Source organism: Streptomyces lydicus, from assembly GCF_004125265.1.
Lineage (GTDB): Bacteria > Actinomycetota > Actinomycetes > Streptomycetales > Streptomycetaceae > Streptomyces > Streptomyces lydicus_C.
Genome location: NZ_RDTE01000003.1, coordinates 6,615,305 through 6,631,983 on the forward strand (window position 1 = coordinate 6,615,305; position 16,679 = coordinate 6,631,983).

The 16,679-nt window shown below is 73.3% G+C and carries 12 protein-coding genes; 3 read left to right on the plus strand and 9 right to left on the minus strand.

Going from position 1 to position 16,679, the window contains the following annotated elements; translation table 11 throughout:
• Positions 1–146 precede the first annotated feature (146 nt).
• From D9V36_RS31660 to lipB, 4 genes are all read right to left on the minus strand, one after another.
• The gene (locus tag D9V36_RS31660) at positions 147–866 is read right to left on the minus strand and encodes a DUF4191 domain-containing protein (RefSeq protein WP_129296776.1); all 720 of its coding nucleotides are present in this window, start codon (positions 864–866) and stop codon (positions 147–149) included.
• Between the two features lie 10 nt (positions 867–876).
• Complete coding sequence (locus tag D9V36_RS31665; RefSeq protein ID WP_129296777.1) at positions 877–1,095, minus strand: SCO2195 family GlnR-regulated protein; 219 nt, start codon at positions 1,093–1,095, stop codon at positions 877–879.
• Between the two features lie 211 nt (positions 1,096–1,306).
• The gene (gene lipA, locus D9V36_RS31670) at positions 1,307–2,257 is read right to left on the minus strand and encodes a lipoyl synthase (RefSeq protein ID WP_129296778.1); all 951 of its coding nucleotides are present in this window, start codon (positions 2,255–2,257) and stop codon (positions 1,307–1,309) included.
• Positions 2,258–2,431: 174 nt separating this feature from the next.
• Positions 2,432–3,247, minus strand: coding sequence for a lipoyl(octanoyl) transferase LipB (lipB, locus tag D9V36_RS31675; RefSeq protein ID WP_164993077.1), 816 nt, complete (start codon positions 3,245–3,247; stop codon positions 2,432–2,434).
• Between the two features lie 275 nt (positions 3,248–3,522).
• Between lipB and D9V36_RS31680 the strand changes: the two genes are divergently transcribed.
• A complete protein-coding gene (locus D9V36_RS31680) occupies positions 3,523–4,977 on the plus strand; it encodes a regulator (protein WP_129296779.1) in 1,455 nt (484 codons plus the stop codon).
• Between the two features lie 82 nt (positions 4,978–5,059).
• Here D9V36_RS31680 and D9V36_RS31685 read toward each other — a convergent pair whose 3' ends face one another.
• The 3 genes from D9V36_RS31685 to D9V36_RS31695 form a co-directional block, all read right to left on the minus strand.
• Positions 5,060–6,511 (minus strand): FAD-dependent oxidoreductase, encoded by a 1,452-nt coding sequence (locus D9V36_RS31685; protein ID WP_129296780.1) that lies wholly within the window; start codon positions 6,509–6,511, stop codon positions 5,060–5,062.
• Positions 6,512–6,887: 376 nt separating this feature from the next.
• Positions 6,888–7,775 carry a TIGR01777 family oxidoreductase gene (locus D9V36_RS31690; protein WP_129296781.1) on the minus strand — a complete coding sequence of 296 codons (888 nt, stop codon included), beginning with the start codon at positions 7,773–7,775 and terminating at the stop codon, positions 6,888–6,890.
• 85 nt (positions 7,776–7,860) lie between these two features.
• Entirely contained in the window at positions 7,861–8,379 is a 519-nt protein-coding gene (locus D9V36_RS31695) for a DUF4240 domain-containing protein (RefSeq protein ID WP_129296782.1), read from the minus strand.
• Positions 8,380–8,618: 239 nt separating this feature from the next.
• Between D9V36_RS31695 and D9V36_RS31700 the strand changes: the two genes are divergently transcribed.
• The gene (locus D9V36_RS31700) at positions 8,619–10,523 is read left to right on the plus strand and encodes a hypothetical protein (protein ID WP_129296783.1); all 1,905 of its coding nucleotides are present in this window, start codon (positions 8,619–8,621) and stop codon (positions 10,521–10,523) included.
• A gap of 148 nt (positions 10,524–10,671) precedes the next feature.
• Positions 10,672–11,592, plus strand: a complete 921-nt coding sequence (locus D9V36_RS31705; protein ID WP_129296784.1) for an SDR family oxidoreductase — start codon at positions 10,672–10,674, stop codon at positions 11,590–11,592.
• A 78-nt stretch (positions 11,593–11,670) separates the two neighbouring features.
• On the opposite strand, the gene D9V36_RS31710 is transcribed toward D9V36_RS31705, so the two are convergent.
• On the minus strand, positions 11,671–12,810 hold the full coding sequence (locus D9V36_RS31710) for a helix-turn-helix transcriptional regulator (protein ID WP_129296785.1): 1,140 nt from the start codon (positions 12,808–12,810) through the stop codon (positions 11,671–11,673).
• A gap of 1,187 nt (positions 12,811–13,997) precedes the next feature.
• Positions 13,998–16,670: a pyruvate dehydrogenase (acetyl-transferring), homodimeric type gene (aceE, locus tag D9V36_RS31715; RefSeq protein WP_129296786.1), complete on the minus strand. Its 2,673-nt coding sequence runs from the start codon at positions 16,668–16,670 to the stop codon at positions 13,998–14,000.
• Positions 16,671–16,679 lie beyond the last annotated feature (9 nt).

A 16,679-nucleotide genomic window follows, 5' to 3' on the forward strand; every position in this document is an offset into this window, starting at 1 on the left:
TATGCAACCCCGCAACCCCGCAAACCGCATACACCCCCGCATCCCCCGACATGACGAAACGCCCCGGAGCCACAGCCCCGGGGCGTCATCGTTCGGTCAGGATGTCGGGTCCCTCGGCCGGACGCGGGTGCGGCCGGCCGTCACGGTCAGCGGGTCTTGCCGCCGCCCTTGGGCATCCGCATGCCCTTCGGCATCGGGCCCTTCGGGACCGGCATATTGCTCATCAGGTCGCCCAGCGCCTTGAGCCGGTCGTTGACGGCGGTGACCTGGGCACCGGGGAGCACGCGCGGCAGCTTCAGCAGCGTCGTACGGATCTTCTTCAGCGGCACCTGGCCCTCGCCGTCGCCCACGATGATGTCGTGGACCGGGGCGTCGGCGACGGTGCGCGCCATCCGCTTCTTCTCGGCGGCCAGCAGACCGCGCAGACGGTTCGGGTTGCCCTCGCCGACCAGCACGATCCCGGCCTTGCCGACGGCGCGGTGGACCACGTCCTGGCTGCGGTTCATGGCCACCGCGGGGGTCACCGTCCAGCCGCGGCCGACGTTGTCCAGCACGGCGGCCGCCGCACCGGGCTGGCCCTCCATCTGCCCGAAGGCAGCCCGCTCGGCGCGCCGTCCGAAGACGATCGCCATGGCGAGGAAGGCCAGGACGAAGCCCAGGATCCCCGCGTAGATTTCGTGGCCGATCGCGAAGCCGATGGCCAGGAGAACGCCGAATACGACGATGCCTACACCAGCGACGACTAGACCGACCTTGGAGTCGACCCGACGGGTCATCTTGTAGGTCAGGGCGATCTGCTTCAGCCGCCCGGTGTTCTCAGCGCCGGCAGCGCCGGCAGCGCCCTCAGCATTTACCTTCCTCGCCATACAGCGCAGTCTACGTGGCGTGCGGGTGCTGGGTCGCCGCGGCCTCCAGTACGTACTCGGCCTCGTGGCGGTCCTTGGCGCGGCGGCGGTCCTCCAGGACCGATGTCCAGGCGTTACGACGGGCGGTGCGCTGTCCGCCGCGCATCAGGACGGCCTCGACGGCGCGCAGCGCACCGGTGACCGAAGGGATGGGGAGGGCGGGATTGGCGCGGAGCGGCGCGGCCTGCATGGTGGTGACTCCCTCTGATCTGTTCGGAGAAGCAGGGGTAGGTGCGGGAGCGGTGCGTGCATCCATCGTCACGGAAAGGTGTTACCAACGGATGACCTGCCGGTCAAACACCGATGAAACGTTGACGCGGCCCCCACGCCCCCCGTCAGGGGGAGTGCGGGCCGCGTCCTCCAGCATGTGCCACGTTTCACAAGACGGCGCGCCGGGGAAATCAAACCGCCTGACTGGCCGCCTCGGCCTCGCGCCGGTCCATGGCCTGCTGGTAGAGGCGGCCGGCGCGGTAGGAGGAGCGGACCAGCGGGCCGGACATCACGCCGGCGTAGCCGATCTCCTCGGCCTCCTCCTGGAGCTCCACGAACTCGGCGGGCTTGACCCAGCGCTCGATGGGGTGGTGGCGCACGGTGGGGCGCAGGTACTGGGTGATCGTGATCAGCTCGCAGCCCGCGTCGTACAGGTCCTGCAGCGCCTGGCTGATCTCCTCGCGCTCCTCGCCCATGCCCAGGATGAGGTTGGACTTGGTGACCAGACCGGCCTCGCGGGACTTGGAGATGACCTCCAGCGAGCGCTCGTAGCGGAAGCCGGGGCGGATCCGCTTGAAGATGCGCGGGACCGTCTCGACGTTGTGCGCCAGGACCTGGGGGCGTGAGGAGAAGACCTCGGCCAGCTGCTCGGGGACCGCGTTGAAGTCGGGGATCAGCAGCTCGACGCCGGTGTCGGGCATCGCGGCGTGGATCTGCCGGACGGTCTCGGCGTAGAGCCAGGCGCCGCCGTCCTCCAGGTCGTCGCGCGCGACGCCGGTGATCGTGGCGTACTTCAGGCCCATGGTCTGCACGGACTCGGCGACCCGGCGGGGCTCGTCGCGGTCCAGCTCCTGCGGCTTGCCGGTGTCGATCTGGCAGAAGTCGCAGCGGCGGGTGCACTGGTCACCGCCGATGAGGAAGGTCGCCTCGCGGTCCTCCCAGCATTCGAAGATGTTGGGACAGCCTGCCTCCTGGCAGACCGTGTGCAGACCTTCGCTCTTGACCAGGCCCTGGAGGTGGTTGTACTCGGGACCCATCTTCGCCCGGGTCTTGATCCACTCGGGCTTGCGCTCGATGGGGGTCTGGCTGTTCCGGACCTCCAGGCGCAGCATCTTGCGTCCGTCGGGTGCGACTGCGGACACGACCGGCTCCCTACGACTTCGTTTCTTCGGCGTACACCAGGGTACGCCCGTTGATTCGCACGTCTTTACGTGCGGGGCAACCCCGTATGGCGGGGTGGCATTCCCGGCGGCCCCGGAGAGGGCCCCGGCCGGGCGGCTCACCGGCCCGGTACGGCCGGGCCGGCGACCGCTCGGTCAGACCGCGCGGGGGAGCAGTTCGGCGCCCTCCAGGACGTCCCGCAGATGTTTCTCGGCGACGGGCAGCACCTCGGCGATGGTGATCTCGCGGCCCAGCTCGCCCGCGAGCGAGGCGACACCGGCGTCCCGGATGCCGCACGGCACGATCTTGTCGAACGAGGTGTTGTCCGGATTCACGTTCAGCGCGAAGCCGTGCATCGTGACGCCCTTGGCGACGCGGATGCCGATCGCGGCGAGCTTGCGGTCCTCGCGGCGCTGGCCGGCGTTGGACGGCGCGTACTCCGGGCCGTTGAGCCGCGGGTCGAACAGCTCGTCCGTCAGCCGCGGGTCGAAGTCGAGGTTCAGCCCGCCCAGGGCCGCCCGCTCCTCCACCGGATCTCCCAGGACCCACACCCCGCTGCGGCCCTCGACCCGGGTGCCCTCCACGCCGAACTCGGCGCAGACCCTGATCAGCGCCTCCTCGAGCCGGCGGACATGGGCCACGACGTCCACCGGGCGCGGCAGCTTCTGGATGGGGTAGCCCACCAGCTGGCCGGGCCCGTGCCAGGTGATCTTCCCGCCGCGGTCCACGTCGACGACCGGGGTCCCGTCCAGCGGGCGCTCCTCGTCGGCCGTACGGCGTCCCGCGGTGTAGACGGCCTGGTGCTCCAGCAGCAGGCAGGTGTCGGGCAGCTCGTCGGCGAACCGGGCGGCGTGCACCCGGCGCTGCTCCTGCCAGGCCGAGGTGTACTCGACGGCGTCGGCGCCGAAGCCCAGATGCACAAAGCGCAGCCCCTCGGGTGCGGGGGTCTCCCCCCGAGAGATCGCAGTCACGGCAGCTCCTCTTCGAACCTTTGTTGCACTTTGCTGCAACGTTGATGCCACTTCGCGCCCATGCCACTGTACGGCCGCCTCTCGCGGTCCCCGCAGGCGGCCGGTGTCCGCCCCTCCCGTCCCTGCTCACACGATCGGATGAACGCGGGGAGGAGGCGGTGATCGGGGCGCCGAAGGCCGTTACATTCACGCCGTTCCACAAGGGCGAATGAGCATGCCGGACAGGGTCCGCCGAACCCGGCAGCGGCCCGGAAGGCAGGAGACCGGTAAAGCTGATGACGGAACGACCGCCGCACCACACCCCCAACCGCCAGCTCGCCGCGCTCATCGCCGAGGCGGGATTCTCCAATGCCGGGCTGGCCAGACGGGTGGATCAGCTCGGCATCGAGCACGGCCTCGATCTGCGGTACGACAAGACGTCGGTGACCCGCTGGCTGCGCGGCCAGCAGCCCAGAGGCACCACCCCCGCCCTGATCGCGGAGGTGTTCACCCGCCGGCTGGGGCGCCGGCTGTCCGCCCAGGACCTCGGCCTGGACGCCTGTGCGCCGGTGTACGCCGGGCTGGAATTCGCCGCGAGCCCCAGCGAGGCGGTGGACATCGTCAGCGGCCTGTGGCGCAAGGACTCCGGCAGCCACGCCGAGCTCCGCAAGATCGCCTTCACCCCGGCCGGGCTCGTGGTGCCCAGCCGCGACTGGCTGATCGGGCGCGCCGACGAACGGGTCGCCCGCGGCGAGACCAACGGCGACGGCGCGGGCCGGGTCCCCGCCCAGGGCCGGGTCACGGTGCCCCGGCAGCGCCGCACCGACCGGGTCGACCGCACCCAGGGCTCCAAGGTCACCTCCGGCGACATCGCGGCGCTGCGCTCGGTCGGCGAGCTGTTCCGGGCGCTGGACCACGCCTACGGCGGCGGCCACGCCCGCCAGGCCCTGGTGCGCTATCTGGAGCACGAGGCCGAGCCGATGCTCCGCGGCAGCTACGGCGAGGCCGCCGGCCGCCGGCTCTTCGCGGCCGCTGCCGATCTGACCCGGCTGGCGGGCTGGACCTCGTACGACATCGCGGCCCACGGGCTGGCCCAGCGGTACTTCGTCCAGGCCCTGCGGCTGGCCCAGGCCGCCGGGGACCGGGCGTACGGGTCCTACGTCCTGGTGACGATGAGCCGGCAGGCCGTCTACCTGGGGCACGGCAGGGAAGCCGTGCAGCTCGCGCGGGTCGCCCAGCAGGGCATCGGCGGCAGCGCGCCGCCCGCCGTGCAGGCGCTGCTGCACTCCGCGGAGGCACGCGGCCACGGCGTCCTGGGCGAGGTCCGGGCCTGCACCACGGCGCTGGCCCGTGCCGAACGGGCGCTGGAGACCGTCCGCCCCGGTGACGAGACTCCGTACTGGGCCCGCTTCTTCGACGAGGCGCAGCTCGCCGACGAACTGGCGCACTGCCACCGCGATCTCCAGCAGTACCGCGCCGCCTCCCAGCACGCCGAGCGCTCCCTCCAGCTGCGCGCGGCCGGATTCGCCCGCAGCAGGCTCTTCTGCCGGGTGGTGCTGGCGACCGCGCGGCTGGGCCTGGGGGAGCTGGAGCAGGCCTGCACCCTGGGCGCGGAGGCGGCGCTCCAGGCCTCCGAGATGCGGTCCGTACGGGCCCATGAGTACGTCAGGGAGTTCGAGCGCCGCCTGGAGCCCTACCGGGACGCGGCGGCGGTGCGCGGATACCGCGAACGGGTGGCGGCGCTGGGCTGAGGGCGGGCCGGCCGCCGGCCCTTGGGTGAGAGCGGGACCGGCCGCCCGGCCGTCGGGGTGAGGCCGGGCCCGGCCAGCCGGTTCAGGCCGCCCTGGGCAGGGCGTCCGGTTCCGTGGTGAAGGCCGGCAGCCCGAAGTCCTGGAGGAGCGCGCGGGCGGCGCGGCGGCCCGAGTTCAGCGCTCCCTGGAGCGTGCCGGTGTCACGGTGATCGCCGCACACATACAGGCCGGAGAGCACCCGCACCGGCCGCTCCGGGTCGTGCGGCGCCGGCATCGCGGGGACCGCATACGGGTCGTGATGGGCGGTCAGCAGCTGCCAGTCGTCGGTGTGCGCAGCGTAGATCCGGTCGAGCTGGGGGCGGACCGTCTTGTCCAGTACGGACAGCGGCAGCATCGCGGCGGCGCCGAGCACGGTCGTGGTGAGCAGGGACCGGCCCGGCGGCGTACGGGAGGGGTCGATGGCGCCGGCGGCGTAGCTGTAGGCGACCGGACCGTCCGTCGGGAGGATCAGGGCGGTGTCGCGGGACTGCGCGGCGCGGCCCCCGTCCGCCGCCGCGGTGTGGTGCAGGACGGCGACCGGGTGGAAGGCCGGCACCCGCAGTCCCGGCAACAGCTCGGCCGCCTCCCGCGCGCCGGTGGCCACCAGTACCGCCCGGCAGGGGATATGACCGTGCTCCGCGGTGCTGACACCGGTGGTGGAGACGGCGGTGACCTGCACGGATGTACGGACCGTGCCGGGCGGCAGGGCGGCGGCGAGCAGTTCGGGGACGGCCCCGGCGCCGCCGGCCGGCAGCCACAACCGGCCCTGGGCGTAGGCGCGCAGCGCCGCCGCCGCGCCCCGGCTGGAGCCGCGCAATTTTGGATCGCACAGCAGCGCGGTCAGCAGGGGTCGCAGGAACGCGTCGTGGCCGCGGTGCGGGAAGGCCGGGCGGCTCGCCAGGGCGTCGTGGATCGGACGGTCGGCGGGCGGGGCGTGGGGGGCGAAGGCAGGGGGCGCGGCGGCGGTGTCGGCGGCGCGGCGGTCCGTACGGCGGTCGATACGGCGGACCGGGCGGCGGTCCGGGGGCGGTGCGGCCCGCCCATCGGTGAGGCGGACGGTCTGACGCTCCGTCCAGCGGTCCGTCCGGCGTTCCGTACGGCGTTCCGTCCTGCGTTCCGTCCTGCGTTCCGCGCGGCGGTCGGCGCGCGAGAGGGCGCGGGCCGCGGACAGCGCGCCCTTCGCACTCCGGGGCGCGCTGACGCGCTGCGCCCGCTGGCCGTTGTGGACGCTCAACCCGGGCGCGAACGGACGGAGCGTCAGATCACCGAGGCCCGGGGTACGGCACAGATCCGCGGCGGAGACGGCCAGCGGCCGGCCGCAGCGGTCCAGCCGGAAGCCGTCGAGATGGTCGGTGGCGGACCGGCCGCCGATCCGCGGCGCGGCCTCCAGGACCGTGACGGACACCCCGGCCCCGGTCAGATGGCGGGCGGCGGCGAGTCCGGCCGGACCGGCCCCCACGATGACGACGTCCACGGCCGATGCGGTACGCAGCACATGCCCCTCCCGAGGTCGGTCCAACGGCGGCGCACCCCGTCGTGCCCGGTGCCGCCATGGGGGATACCGAGATGAGGCGTGCGAGGTCGGCAGAAGGGCGGCGGTCCGTTCGAGAGGGGGCGTCCAAGGGGCGCGTCCACGCGCCCCTTGGCCAAAGCTTCCCGTGTGGCCCCGCGGCTATGCCGCCCGGACGACGGTGTGACGCGGACGACTCCGCGGTGCGGGCGACTCCGCGGTGCGGGCGACTCCGCGGTGCGGGCGACTCCGCGGTGCGGGCGACGGTAGGACGCGCATGACTCGGGTAGGACGCGAACGACTCCCCGGTGCGGACGGCTACGGAGCCCGGGAACCAGGGGCGTCGTCCGGGTCCGGAGCGCTACGCGGCGGCCCGGACCGCCTCGATGATGCGCGGACGGTTGAACGTGAACCCGGAGTCCAGCAGCCGCCGCGGAATGACCCGCTGACTGCCCAGCACATCGCCGGCGAACTCGCCCAGGGCGGCCCGCAGGACCGGCGCCGGCACGGTGAACAGCGTGGGGCGGCCCAGGACATGGCCCATCACGGCGGTGACCTCGCGGTTGGTGACCGGCTCCGGAGCCGTGAGGTTGACCGGACCGGCCAGGCCCTCGGTGTCGATGAGGTGGCGGAGCGCCCTGATGTGGTCCTCCAGGGCGATGAAGCTCCAGTACTGGCTGCCGTCGCCGAGCCGGCCGCCCAGACCGAGCCGGAAGACGGGGAAGAGCCGGCCCCAGGCGCCGCCGGACCGTGCCACGACCAGACCGGTGCGGGCGAAGACGGTACGGATGCCCGCGTCCTGGGCCGGCTTCGCGGCGTCCTCCCAGGCCACACAGACCTCCGGCAGGAACCCGTGGCCGGCCGGCGCGCTCTCGTCCGTCGGCCGGTCGCCGGTGTCGCCGTAGTAGCCGATCGCGCTGCCGCACACCAAGACTTCCGGCGGGGCGTCCATGGCGGCGAGGGCCGAGGCGAGGGCCCGGGTGCCCAGGACCCGGCTGTCGCGGATCTCCTGCTTGTAGGCGGCCGTCCAGCGGTGGTCGCCGACCCCGGCGCCGGCCAGATGGACGACGGCCCCGCAGCCGGCCAGCCCGGCGGTGTCGACCTCCTGGCGCCCGGGGTCCCAGCGCACCTCGTCGGCGGCCGCCGGCGCCCGCCGTACGAGCCGTACGACGTCATGGCCCTCCGCGCGCAGAGACCGTACGAGCGCCGTGCCGATGAGCCCGGTCGAGCCGGTGATCGCGATCCGCATGGAGCCATACTGCCCGCAACGAAGGACCGGTGGTGGCACCCGGGGGCCGGAGCCCGCCGCGCCCCGGTGCGAACCGGCCCCGTTGCTACGGCCGGAAACGGTCCCAGAGGGTGGGGAAGCGCTCCGCCATGCTCCGGTCGTCGTCGAAGTCCAGGTACGTGCCGACCGGTTCGCGGGGCGGCGCGGGCAGCCCCAGGTCCGGCATCACCCCGCCGGTCAGCTGCTCGTACGCCTCGTCGGCGGCGTAGCCCACCTCCTCGGCGTCGCCGTCCACCGCCTCGTCGAAGTCGTCCAGCAGCTCGGCGAGCTGGTCGGGGTCGTGCAGCGCGCCCTCGAAGACCTCCCGGCCCTGGGCGATCAGCCAGCAGCGGAAGTAGTCGAAGGCGTCGTCGCCGGCGCCGCCGAGCAGCACCGAGGCCGCGGCCCACAGATCCCAGGAGTACGCCCGGTTGTAGCGGGCCTCGAAGTGGCGGGCGAAGTCCACGACGGCATCCGGGTCGAGCCCGAGGAGCCGCTCGACCAGCGCGTCGGCCTGCTCCTCGGGGTCGCCCGCGGCGGCCTCGCGGGAACCGTCGATCAGTTCCCAGAACTCCGTCTCGTCCATCACCGCTCCAGCATCTGCCCTGCCGGCGCCCGTCGCATGCGGAGTACCCCGGATGCGACGGGGTCCGTATCCGGATCGGTGACCTGGCGGGCGCGCCGCTGACGGGGTGTTCGGACCGGGTTCGCTCACCGGGCCGGCGCCGCCGTGTGACCGTCCCAAGAATCACTCGTTGGACGGCGTGCAACGACCGAACGACGGCATATCCACCATTTCGCGAAGGGCTGTTCCAGGCCATGCCCATGGACGAACGCACCCGGGCCGATGTCGAACGGGCCGAGGCGGCCCTCGTCGAGCACTATCCACGGCTCGTCCGCCTCACCTACCTCGTCCTGCCCCCGTCGACGGGCCGCCACCGCCGGGTCCTGACCGCACACGGCCTGGTCCAGCGGGCGCTGCCGAGAGCGCGGCTGCGCCGGCCGGACGGCGGACTGCCGGCACAGCGCGGCCCGGCGGCCGAACCGGGCTACGACATGGTGCGGCTGCGGGCCCTGCGGCTGGCGCTGGCGTATGAGGGACGGCCCCTTCGGGGACCGGCGGCCCTGCCCCAGGTCTGGGGCCTGCGGCTCTTCCCGCGGGTCGGCGGCGCCGAAGAACTCGCCCTGGACCAGGCGCTGTCCACGGTGCCGGCGTCGGTACGCGCCGCCCTCGGGCTGTGGCATCTGGAAGGACTGGACGAGGACGCCGCACGCAGCGTGCTGGCACGGGCCGGGGTCGAGGAGCCCGATGCGGCACAGCGGGCGGCGGCGCAGCTGGACCGGGAGACGGAGACGGGCGCCGCGGCCCTGCTGAATTCGGCGGAGTTCGACCCGTGCACGGTGCAGACCCGGCCGACCGACCTGCTGCGCCGCCGGCAGCGGGTGCGGGCGGCGATCGCGCTGGTGGCCGTAGTGGCGGTCGGCGCCGCGGCGGCCGGGCTGGCGCGCGGCGACGGGGACCGGACGGGGCGCCCACCGACCACCGCGCAGCAGGCGCTGGACCCGGGCCGGCTGCTGCGCACCCCCAACGAAGAGTGGACGGACACCTCCCGGGTGGACTTCACCGCCTGGCCCGTCCGCGGCCGGCAGGCCGGCGACCGGGAGCTGCTGGCGCGGGCGCTGCGGGTCTGGGCGGCGCCACCCGCCGACGCCCGGATCATGGCGTCCGCGGGCACCTCCACCCGGCCGCCCGACCACCCGCCGCAGCTGCTGTACGCGGGCCAGATCGACGCCGTGACGGTCGTGGTCTTCTACGACGGCGAGCGGCTGGTGCGCTACGCCGAGCCCGAAGGCGCCACGCCCACCCTGCACTTCGCACGGGTCGACGACGCGGATCTGACGACCGGTGCCGCGCTGGTGATCGGCCGCGGCAACGGCTGGATGCGTTATCTGCTGGCGCCGTGGGTCTCCGACGTGGGCGTCCGCGACCTGCTGGCACCGGCCGCCCCGGTGCACGGGCTGCATGTCACGCCGGACGGGGTCACCGACCGCATCCCGGTACCGCCCGAGGGGGGCACCGGCTGCGGACACTGGCCCGCGGCCCAGTTCCGGCCCTCGACCCGGATCGCGGGCACCGGCGTGAACCCTCCCTTCCTGCTGACCGACCTCAACGACCTCGTCCCCGTCCACCTCACCTCCGTGCCGCCCGGCGGCGCACCGGCCGCCCAGGCGGGCGAGGCGACCGGCACCCCGGCCCTGCAGGGCTGGGCCCGTACGGCCTGCTCGCTCGGGGCGCTGCGGGGCGCCGGCGTACGGTCCGTCGACAACTGGGCGTTCGCCGGCCAGCGCCTCCCGGAGGACAGCGGCAGCGCGACCTGGGTGTGCAGCCGTGCCGACACCTGGCGCGGGCCCGGCAGCGTGACCCTGCATTTCCTGCCGCCCGCCACCCGCCCGGACGGGCCCGGCCGGATCGCCGGACGGGCCGGGGACACCGCCGCCTGCAGCCGCTTCGGATCCCCCGTGCTCGGGAACGTCCACTGGCGGGCGCAGTCCGGCAAGTGGTACCTGCTCGCGGCCGGCAGCCAAGGGGTCGGCGGCATCGACGCCACCGGCGGGGTACGGGTCTCCGGCCACACGAACACGCTCACCGCGCCCGCCGGGAAGAACGCCCCCGACGAGGTCGTCGGACGGCTGCGGAGCGGGGGGACGGTGCGCGCGCTCCGTCCGTAGGCGCCGGACGGAAGGCGTCGGGCGGATCGCTGTACGGCGGCCGGTGAATCCCGGGCAGGCGGCCGGTGAATCCGGACAGGAGATGTCGGGTTTCCCTGCCACGGTCGCCGTGTACGGATGCGAGCACCGACAGCGAGGAGTGGCGTACATGACGGGACAGCGGGAACTGGCGGGACGGGTGGCGCTGGTGGCCGGGGCGACCCGCGGGGCCGGGCGGGCGATGGCGGTCGAGCTGGGGCGGGCCGGCGCCCTGGTGTATGTGACGGGCCGGACGACCAGGGAACGGGTCAGCGAGGTCGGCCGGGCCACGGAGACGATCGAGCAGACCGCGGAGCTGGTGAGCGCGGCGGGCGGCACCGGTATCGCCGTACCGACCGACCATCTGGATCCCGCACAGGTCAAGGCGCTGACCGAGCGCATCGACCGGGAACAGGGGCGACTGGACGTACTGGTCAACAGCGTCTGGGGTGGCGACCGGCTGATCGAGTTCGACACCAAGCTGTGGGACCTCGACCTGGAGAACGGGCTGCGGATGTTCCGCCTCGGCATCGACACCCACGTCATCACCAGCCATTACGCCCTGCCCCTGCTGATCAGGCGGCCCGGCGGTCTGGTGGTCGAGGTCACCGACGGCACCGCCGCCTTCAACCGCACCTACCGGGGCAACCTCTGCTTCGACCTCACCAAGAACGCGCCGCACCGCATCGCCTTCGGTCTCGCCGCCGAACTGAAGGACCACGGGGGCACGGCGGTCTCGCTCACCCCCGGCTTCCTCCGCTCCGAGGAGATGCTCGACCACTTCGGGGTGACGGAGGAGAACTGGCGCGATGCGGTGGCCGAGGAGCCGCACTTCGCCATCGCCGAATCGCCGGCCCTGATCGCCCGCGGCGTACGGGCGCTCGCCGCCGACCCGGCCAAGGAGCGCTGGAGCGGCCGGTCGCTCTCCAGCGGGCAGCTGGCGAAGGAGTACGACTTCACCGATACGGATGGCTCGCGGCCGGACTGCTTCGGTTACTTCGAGGAGGTCGTCTTCGGGGGGAAGGAGAGCAGCGCGGAGGAGTACCGCTGACGGATCCCGCTGACGGCTGCTGCTGACGCGGGCCGGTTTCGGTTGGGGGCCGCCCGCGTCGGAGCACCATCCGGCGGATCACGGGCCGCCGTGGCCAGGTCCGGTCTCGCCTGGTTTGCCCTCGCCCGGTCCGTCCGCGTCCGGCCCGGCTCCTGCCGTGTCCCCCTCCGGGTACAGCGCGGCCATCCGGCGGGCGGCCGAGGCGAAGCGCTCACGCAGTTCGGGAGGTGCGAGGATGTCGCCCTCCGGGCCGAGCGCCAGCAGCTGGGCGTAGGCGACCTCGGCGGACTCCACGGCGAGTGTCACGGTCAGCCGGCTGTGCTCGTCGGGACCGTCCGCGGTCTGCGCCCGCTCGATCGCCTCGCGGGCCGCGGCGCGTTCGGTGACGTACGGCAGTTGGCGGACGCCGCGTGGGGAGAGCCGCAGCACCACCTCCTCGCGCAGGATCGACCGGGCGAACTGGGCCGCCCGCTGTGCCCAGAACTCCGGGAGGTCGAAGGAGGCGTCGCGGGCGAACCGCCCGTCGGTGGTGTCGGTTTTGTCGGTGCGGTCGGCGTCGTCTGCGTCGTTTGCGTCGTCGGTCCCGGAGGTGGCGCCGCTCCCGGTGGGCGCCACCTCGGTGAACCGGTCGACACGGTAGACGCGGTAGTCGCCCTGTGTACGCGCCGCCAGATACCAGACGCCTGCCTTCAGTACGAGGCCGTACGGCTCCAACTCCCGTTCCACCTCGGTGTCCTTGCGGAGGTAGCGGGCGGTGATCCGGCGGTCGTCCCAGACCGCGTCGGCGATCTTGGGGAGCAGGGCGGGTGTCTCGGGCTCCTGATACCACCCCGGTGCGTCGAGGTGAAAGCGCTGGGCGGCGCCGGTCGCGGCGTCCCGCAGCTCGGGCAGCAGGGCGGCGGAGACCTTCAGCCGGGCGGCGGACGCGGCGTCGGCAAGGCCCATCTCGCGCAGGGCGGAGGGCACTCCGGACAGGAAGAGGGCTTCCGCCTCGCTGCGGCCGAGGCCGGTGAGCCGTGTGCGGTAGCCGCCAATGAGGCGGTAGCCGCCGGCTCGGCCGCGGTCCGCGTATACGGGCACCCCGGCCTCGGAGAGCGAGAGGACGTCCCGGGCGACCGTACGCTCGGAGACCTCCAGCTCCCGTGCCAGCTCGGCGGCCGTCATCGATGGTCGTGCCTGCAGCAGTAGCACCATTTTGATCAGGCGGGCAGCGCGCATGGGTCCATGATGGGGCGCGTTGGTTGTCTGCGGGTGGGTTGTGGCTGGGCGCGCAGTTCCTCGCGCCCCTTGGGGGCGTTGTTGCCGCCGGGCCTCGGTGTTGCCGGTTGGGCCGTTGGGGCCGGCGCCTTTGCGGGGTTCGTGGTTGCCGCGGGGGCCGGAGGGGACGCCCGGTACCCCGTCCTCGGCGCGGGCGGATCTGGTACGTGGAGTTGAGTACCCCGGCGTTCGCTCCGGTCCTGCGGGCGGGGCACCGGGCATCCCCTCCGGCCTTCGTTCATTCCCGGCTGTCGGCCGGTGGCACCGTCCGTCACTGACCACAGGCGCAGGCGCGCCGCCTCCGGTCAAGGAACCCCGGGGCGGGTCCAAAGCCAGCAACACCCGGTGCGGGTCCGCTGAAGAACACCCGGTGCGGGTCGGTGGGATCGGCCGGACGAAGACGGGCGGGGCGGACGACAACCTGTGCGCCCGGTCGGTCAGTGCCCTGCCCAGGGGTGGTGTGGGCGCGGACCTGGTGGTTGCCCAGTGCCCTGCCAAGGGGTGGTGTGGCGCGGCTTGGTGGTTGCCCAGCGCCCTGCCAAGGCCTAGTCCGGCGCGACCCTGGTGGTTGCCTGGCGCTCTGCCAAGGCCGGGTGTGGCTTGGGCCTGACTGTTGCCCCGTTGCCCAGTGTCCTGCCAGTTGCCCAGCGTCCTGCCAAGGGGTGAGCTCCCGGAGCCGTAACGGTGATGGGTACGGCGGGACGGTCGCCGACGGGCAGCGGTCGGAGGGGATGTCCGGTGCCCCGCCCGCAGGACCGGAGCGAACGCCGGGGTACTCAACTCCATGGACCAGGGCCGCCCGCGCCGAGGACGGGGTACCGGGCGTCCCCTCCGACCCACCACCCACAACGAAACGGCGCCCGGCCCCCAGCCACAGGCACACCCGCACCGACTCCACGCCGCGCAGCGACCACGCCCCCGCCAGCGGCACCGCAGCGCACCGCACCGCACAGGCATAAAGACAGCCCGGCCCGGCCGTAGTCAGGGCGTGGTTGGCCGGGCCGGTGGTGGGTTCCCGTGTGGAGGCCCCGGGCGCGGGAAGGTGGCCTCCACACGGGAGTTGGGGTGCCCCGGAGGGCGGGCGGCGCCCGGTGTGGGGCGGGGCCGCCGGCGAGGCAGGGGCCGCGCGCGGTGTGGCGGCCCGTGGCTCACAGGCCGTAGCGCTCCCTGGCCTCCTTGACCGCCTCCGGCTTGACCTGGCCGCGACGGGCGAGGGCGGCGAGCGCCTGGACGACCACCGACTGCGGGTCGACGCCGAAGTGGCGGCGGGCCGCCTCGCGGGTGTCGGACAGGCCGAAGCCGTCGGTGCCGATGGAGGTCCAGTCCTGCTCGACCCAGGGGGCGATCTGGTCGGGGACCGCCCGCATCCAGTCGCTCACCGCGACGACCGGGCCGGGGGCGCCGGCCAGCGCACGGGTGATGTACGGGATACGGTCCTCGCCCTCCATGCGGGCGGCATCGCACTCCAGGGCGTCGCGGCGCAGCTCCGTCCAGGACGGCGCCGACCAGACGTCCGCCGCCACGCCCCAGTCGTCGGCCAGCAGCTGCTGCGCCTCCAGGGCCCAGTGGATGGCGGTACCGGACGCGAGGAGCTGCAGCTGCGGGCTGTCGGCCTCGGGCCTGGTGCCCTCGTTGAAGCGGTACAGGCCCTTGAGGATGCCCTCCTCGACGCCCTCGGGCATGGCCGGCTGGACCTTGGTCTCGTTGTAGACCGTGAGGTAGTAGAAGACGTCCTCGGCGTCGGGGCCGTACATCCGGCGCAGGCCCTCCTTGACGATCACGGCCACCTCGTAGGCGAAGGCCGGGTCGTAGGAGAGCGCCGCCGGGTTGGTGGAGGCGATCAGGTGGGAGTGGCCGTCGGCGTGCTGGAGGCCCTCGCCGGTCATCGTGGTGCGGCCGGCGGTGGCGCCGATGACGAAGCCGCGGCCCAACTGGTCGGCCAGCGCCCAGAACTGGTCGGCGGTGCGCTGCCAGCCGAACATCGAGTAGAAGATGTAGAAGGGGATCATCGGCTCGCCGTGCGTCGCGTAGGACGTCGCGGCGGCGGTGAAGTCGGCGAGCGAACCGGCCTCGGTGATGCCCTCGTTGAGGATCTGGCCGTCCTTGGCTTCCTTGTACCAGAGCAGCTGATCGCGGTCGACCGGGTCGTAGGTCGCGCCCTTGGGGGAGTAGAGGCCGGCGGTCGGGAAGAGCGATTCCATGCCGAAGGTGCGGGCCTCGTCGGGGACGATCGGGACCCAGCGCTTGCCGGTCTCCTTGTCCCGCATCAGGTCCTTGACCAGCCGGACGAACGCCATGGTGGTGGCGATCTCCTGGCTGCCGGAGCCCTTCTTCAAGGCGTCGAAGGTCTTGTCGGCGGGCATCGGCAGCGGCTTGGCGACGACCTTGCGGGCGGGGGCCGGGCCGTCGAGGGCGGCGCGGCGTTCGCGCAGGTAGACCATCTCGGGGGAGTCGTCGGCGGGGCGCCAGTACGGCACCCGGTCGCCCTCCAGCGCGCTGTCGGGGATGGGGAGTTCGAGCACGTCACGCATGGTGCGGAACTCCGCCATGGTGAGCTTCTTCATCTGGTGGTTGGCGTTGCGGGACTCGAAGCCCGCGCCGAGGGTGTAGCCCTTGACGGTCTGCGCCAGGATGACGGTCGGCGCGCCCCGGTGCTCGACGGCGGCCTTGTAGGCGGCGTACACCTTGCGCGGCTCGTGGCCGGCGCGGGAGGTCTGGAACAGCTCCAGCAGCTTGGCGTCGGTGAGGTTGCGGGCCAGGGCCTGCAGGGACTCGTTGGCGCCGAAGAAGTGCTCGCGCAGGTAGGCGGCGTCGCGGGTGGCGTACGTCTGGAACTGCGCGTCGGGGGTCTCGCCGAGGCGGCGGATCAGCGCGCCGTCGGTGTCGAGCGCGAAGACCTCGTCCCAGGCCTGGCCCCACAGCGACTTGACGACGTTCCAGCCGGCCGCGCGGAACTGGGCCTCCAGCTCCTGCACGATCTTGAAGTTGGGACGGACCGGGCCGTCGAGGCGCTGGAGGTTGCAGTTGATGACGAAGGTCAGGTTGTCCAGGCCCTCGCGGCCCGCGAGGGCCAGTGCGGCGGTCGACTCGGGCTCGTCCATCTCGCCGTCGCCCAGGAACGCCCAGACGTGGGAGTGGGCGGTGTCCTTGATGCCGCGGTGCTCCAGGTAGCGGTTGAAGCGCGCCTGGTAGATGGCGGAGAGCGGGCCCAGGCCCATGGAGACGGTGGGGAACTCCCACAGCCAGGGCAGCCGCCGCGGGTGCGGGTAGGAGGGCAGGCCCTCGCCGCCGGCCTCCTGGCGGAAGTGGTCGAGGTGGTCCTCGGTGAGGCGGCCTTCGAGGAAGGCGCGGGCGTAGACGCCGGGGGAGGCATGGCCCTGGATGTAGAGCTGGTCGCCGCTGCCGTCCCCCTCCTTGCCGCGGAAGAAGTGCTGGAAGCCGGTCTCGTAGAGCCAGGCGGCGGAGGCGAAGGTGGCGATGTGGCCGCCGAGGCCCAGCGCGGAGCCGCGGGTCACCATCGCGGCGGCGTTCCAGCGGTTCCAGGCCGTGATCCGGGCCTCCATCGCCTCGTCGCCGGGGAAGGCGGGTTCGGCGGAGGTCGGGATGGTGTTGACGTAGTCCGTCTCCAGGAGGGACGGCAGGGCGGTGCCTTCGGTGCGCGCGGTGTGCTCCAGGGCGCGGCGCATCAGGTACGCGGCGCGCTGGGGGCCCGCTGCCTCGGTGACGGCGTCAAGCGACTCGCGCCACTCGGCGGTCTCCTCGGGGTCGCGGTCCGGGAGCTGGTCGAGCTGGCTGTACGGCAGGCGCACGGGATCGGGCATGGGTGGCCC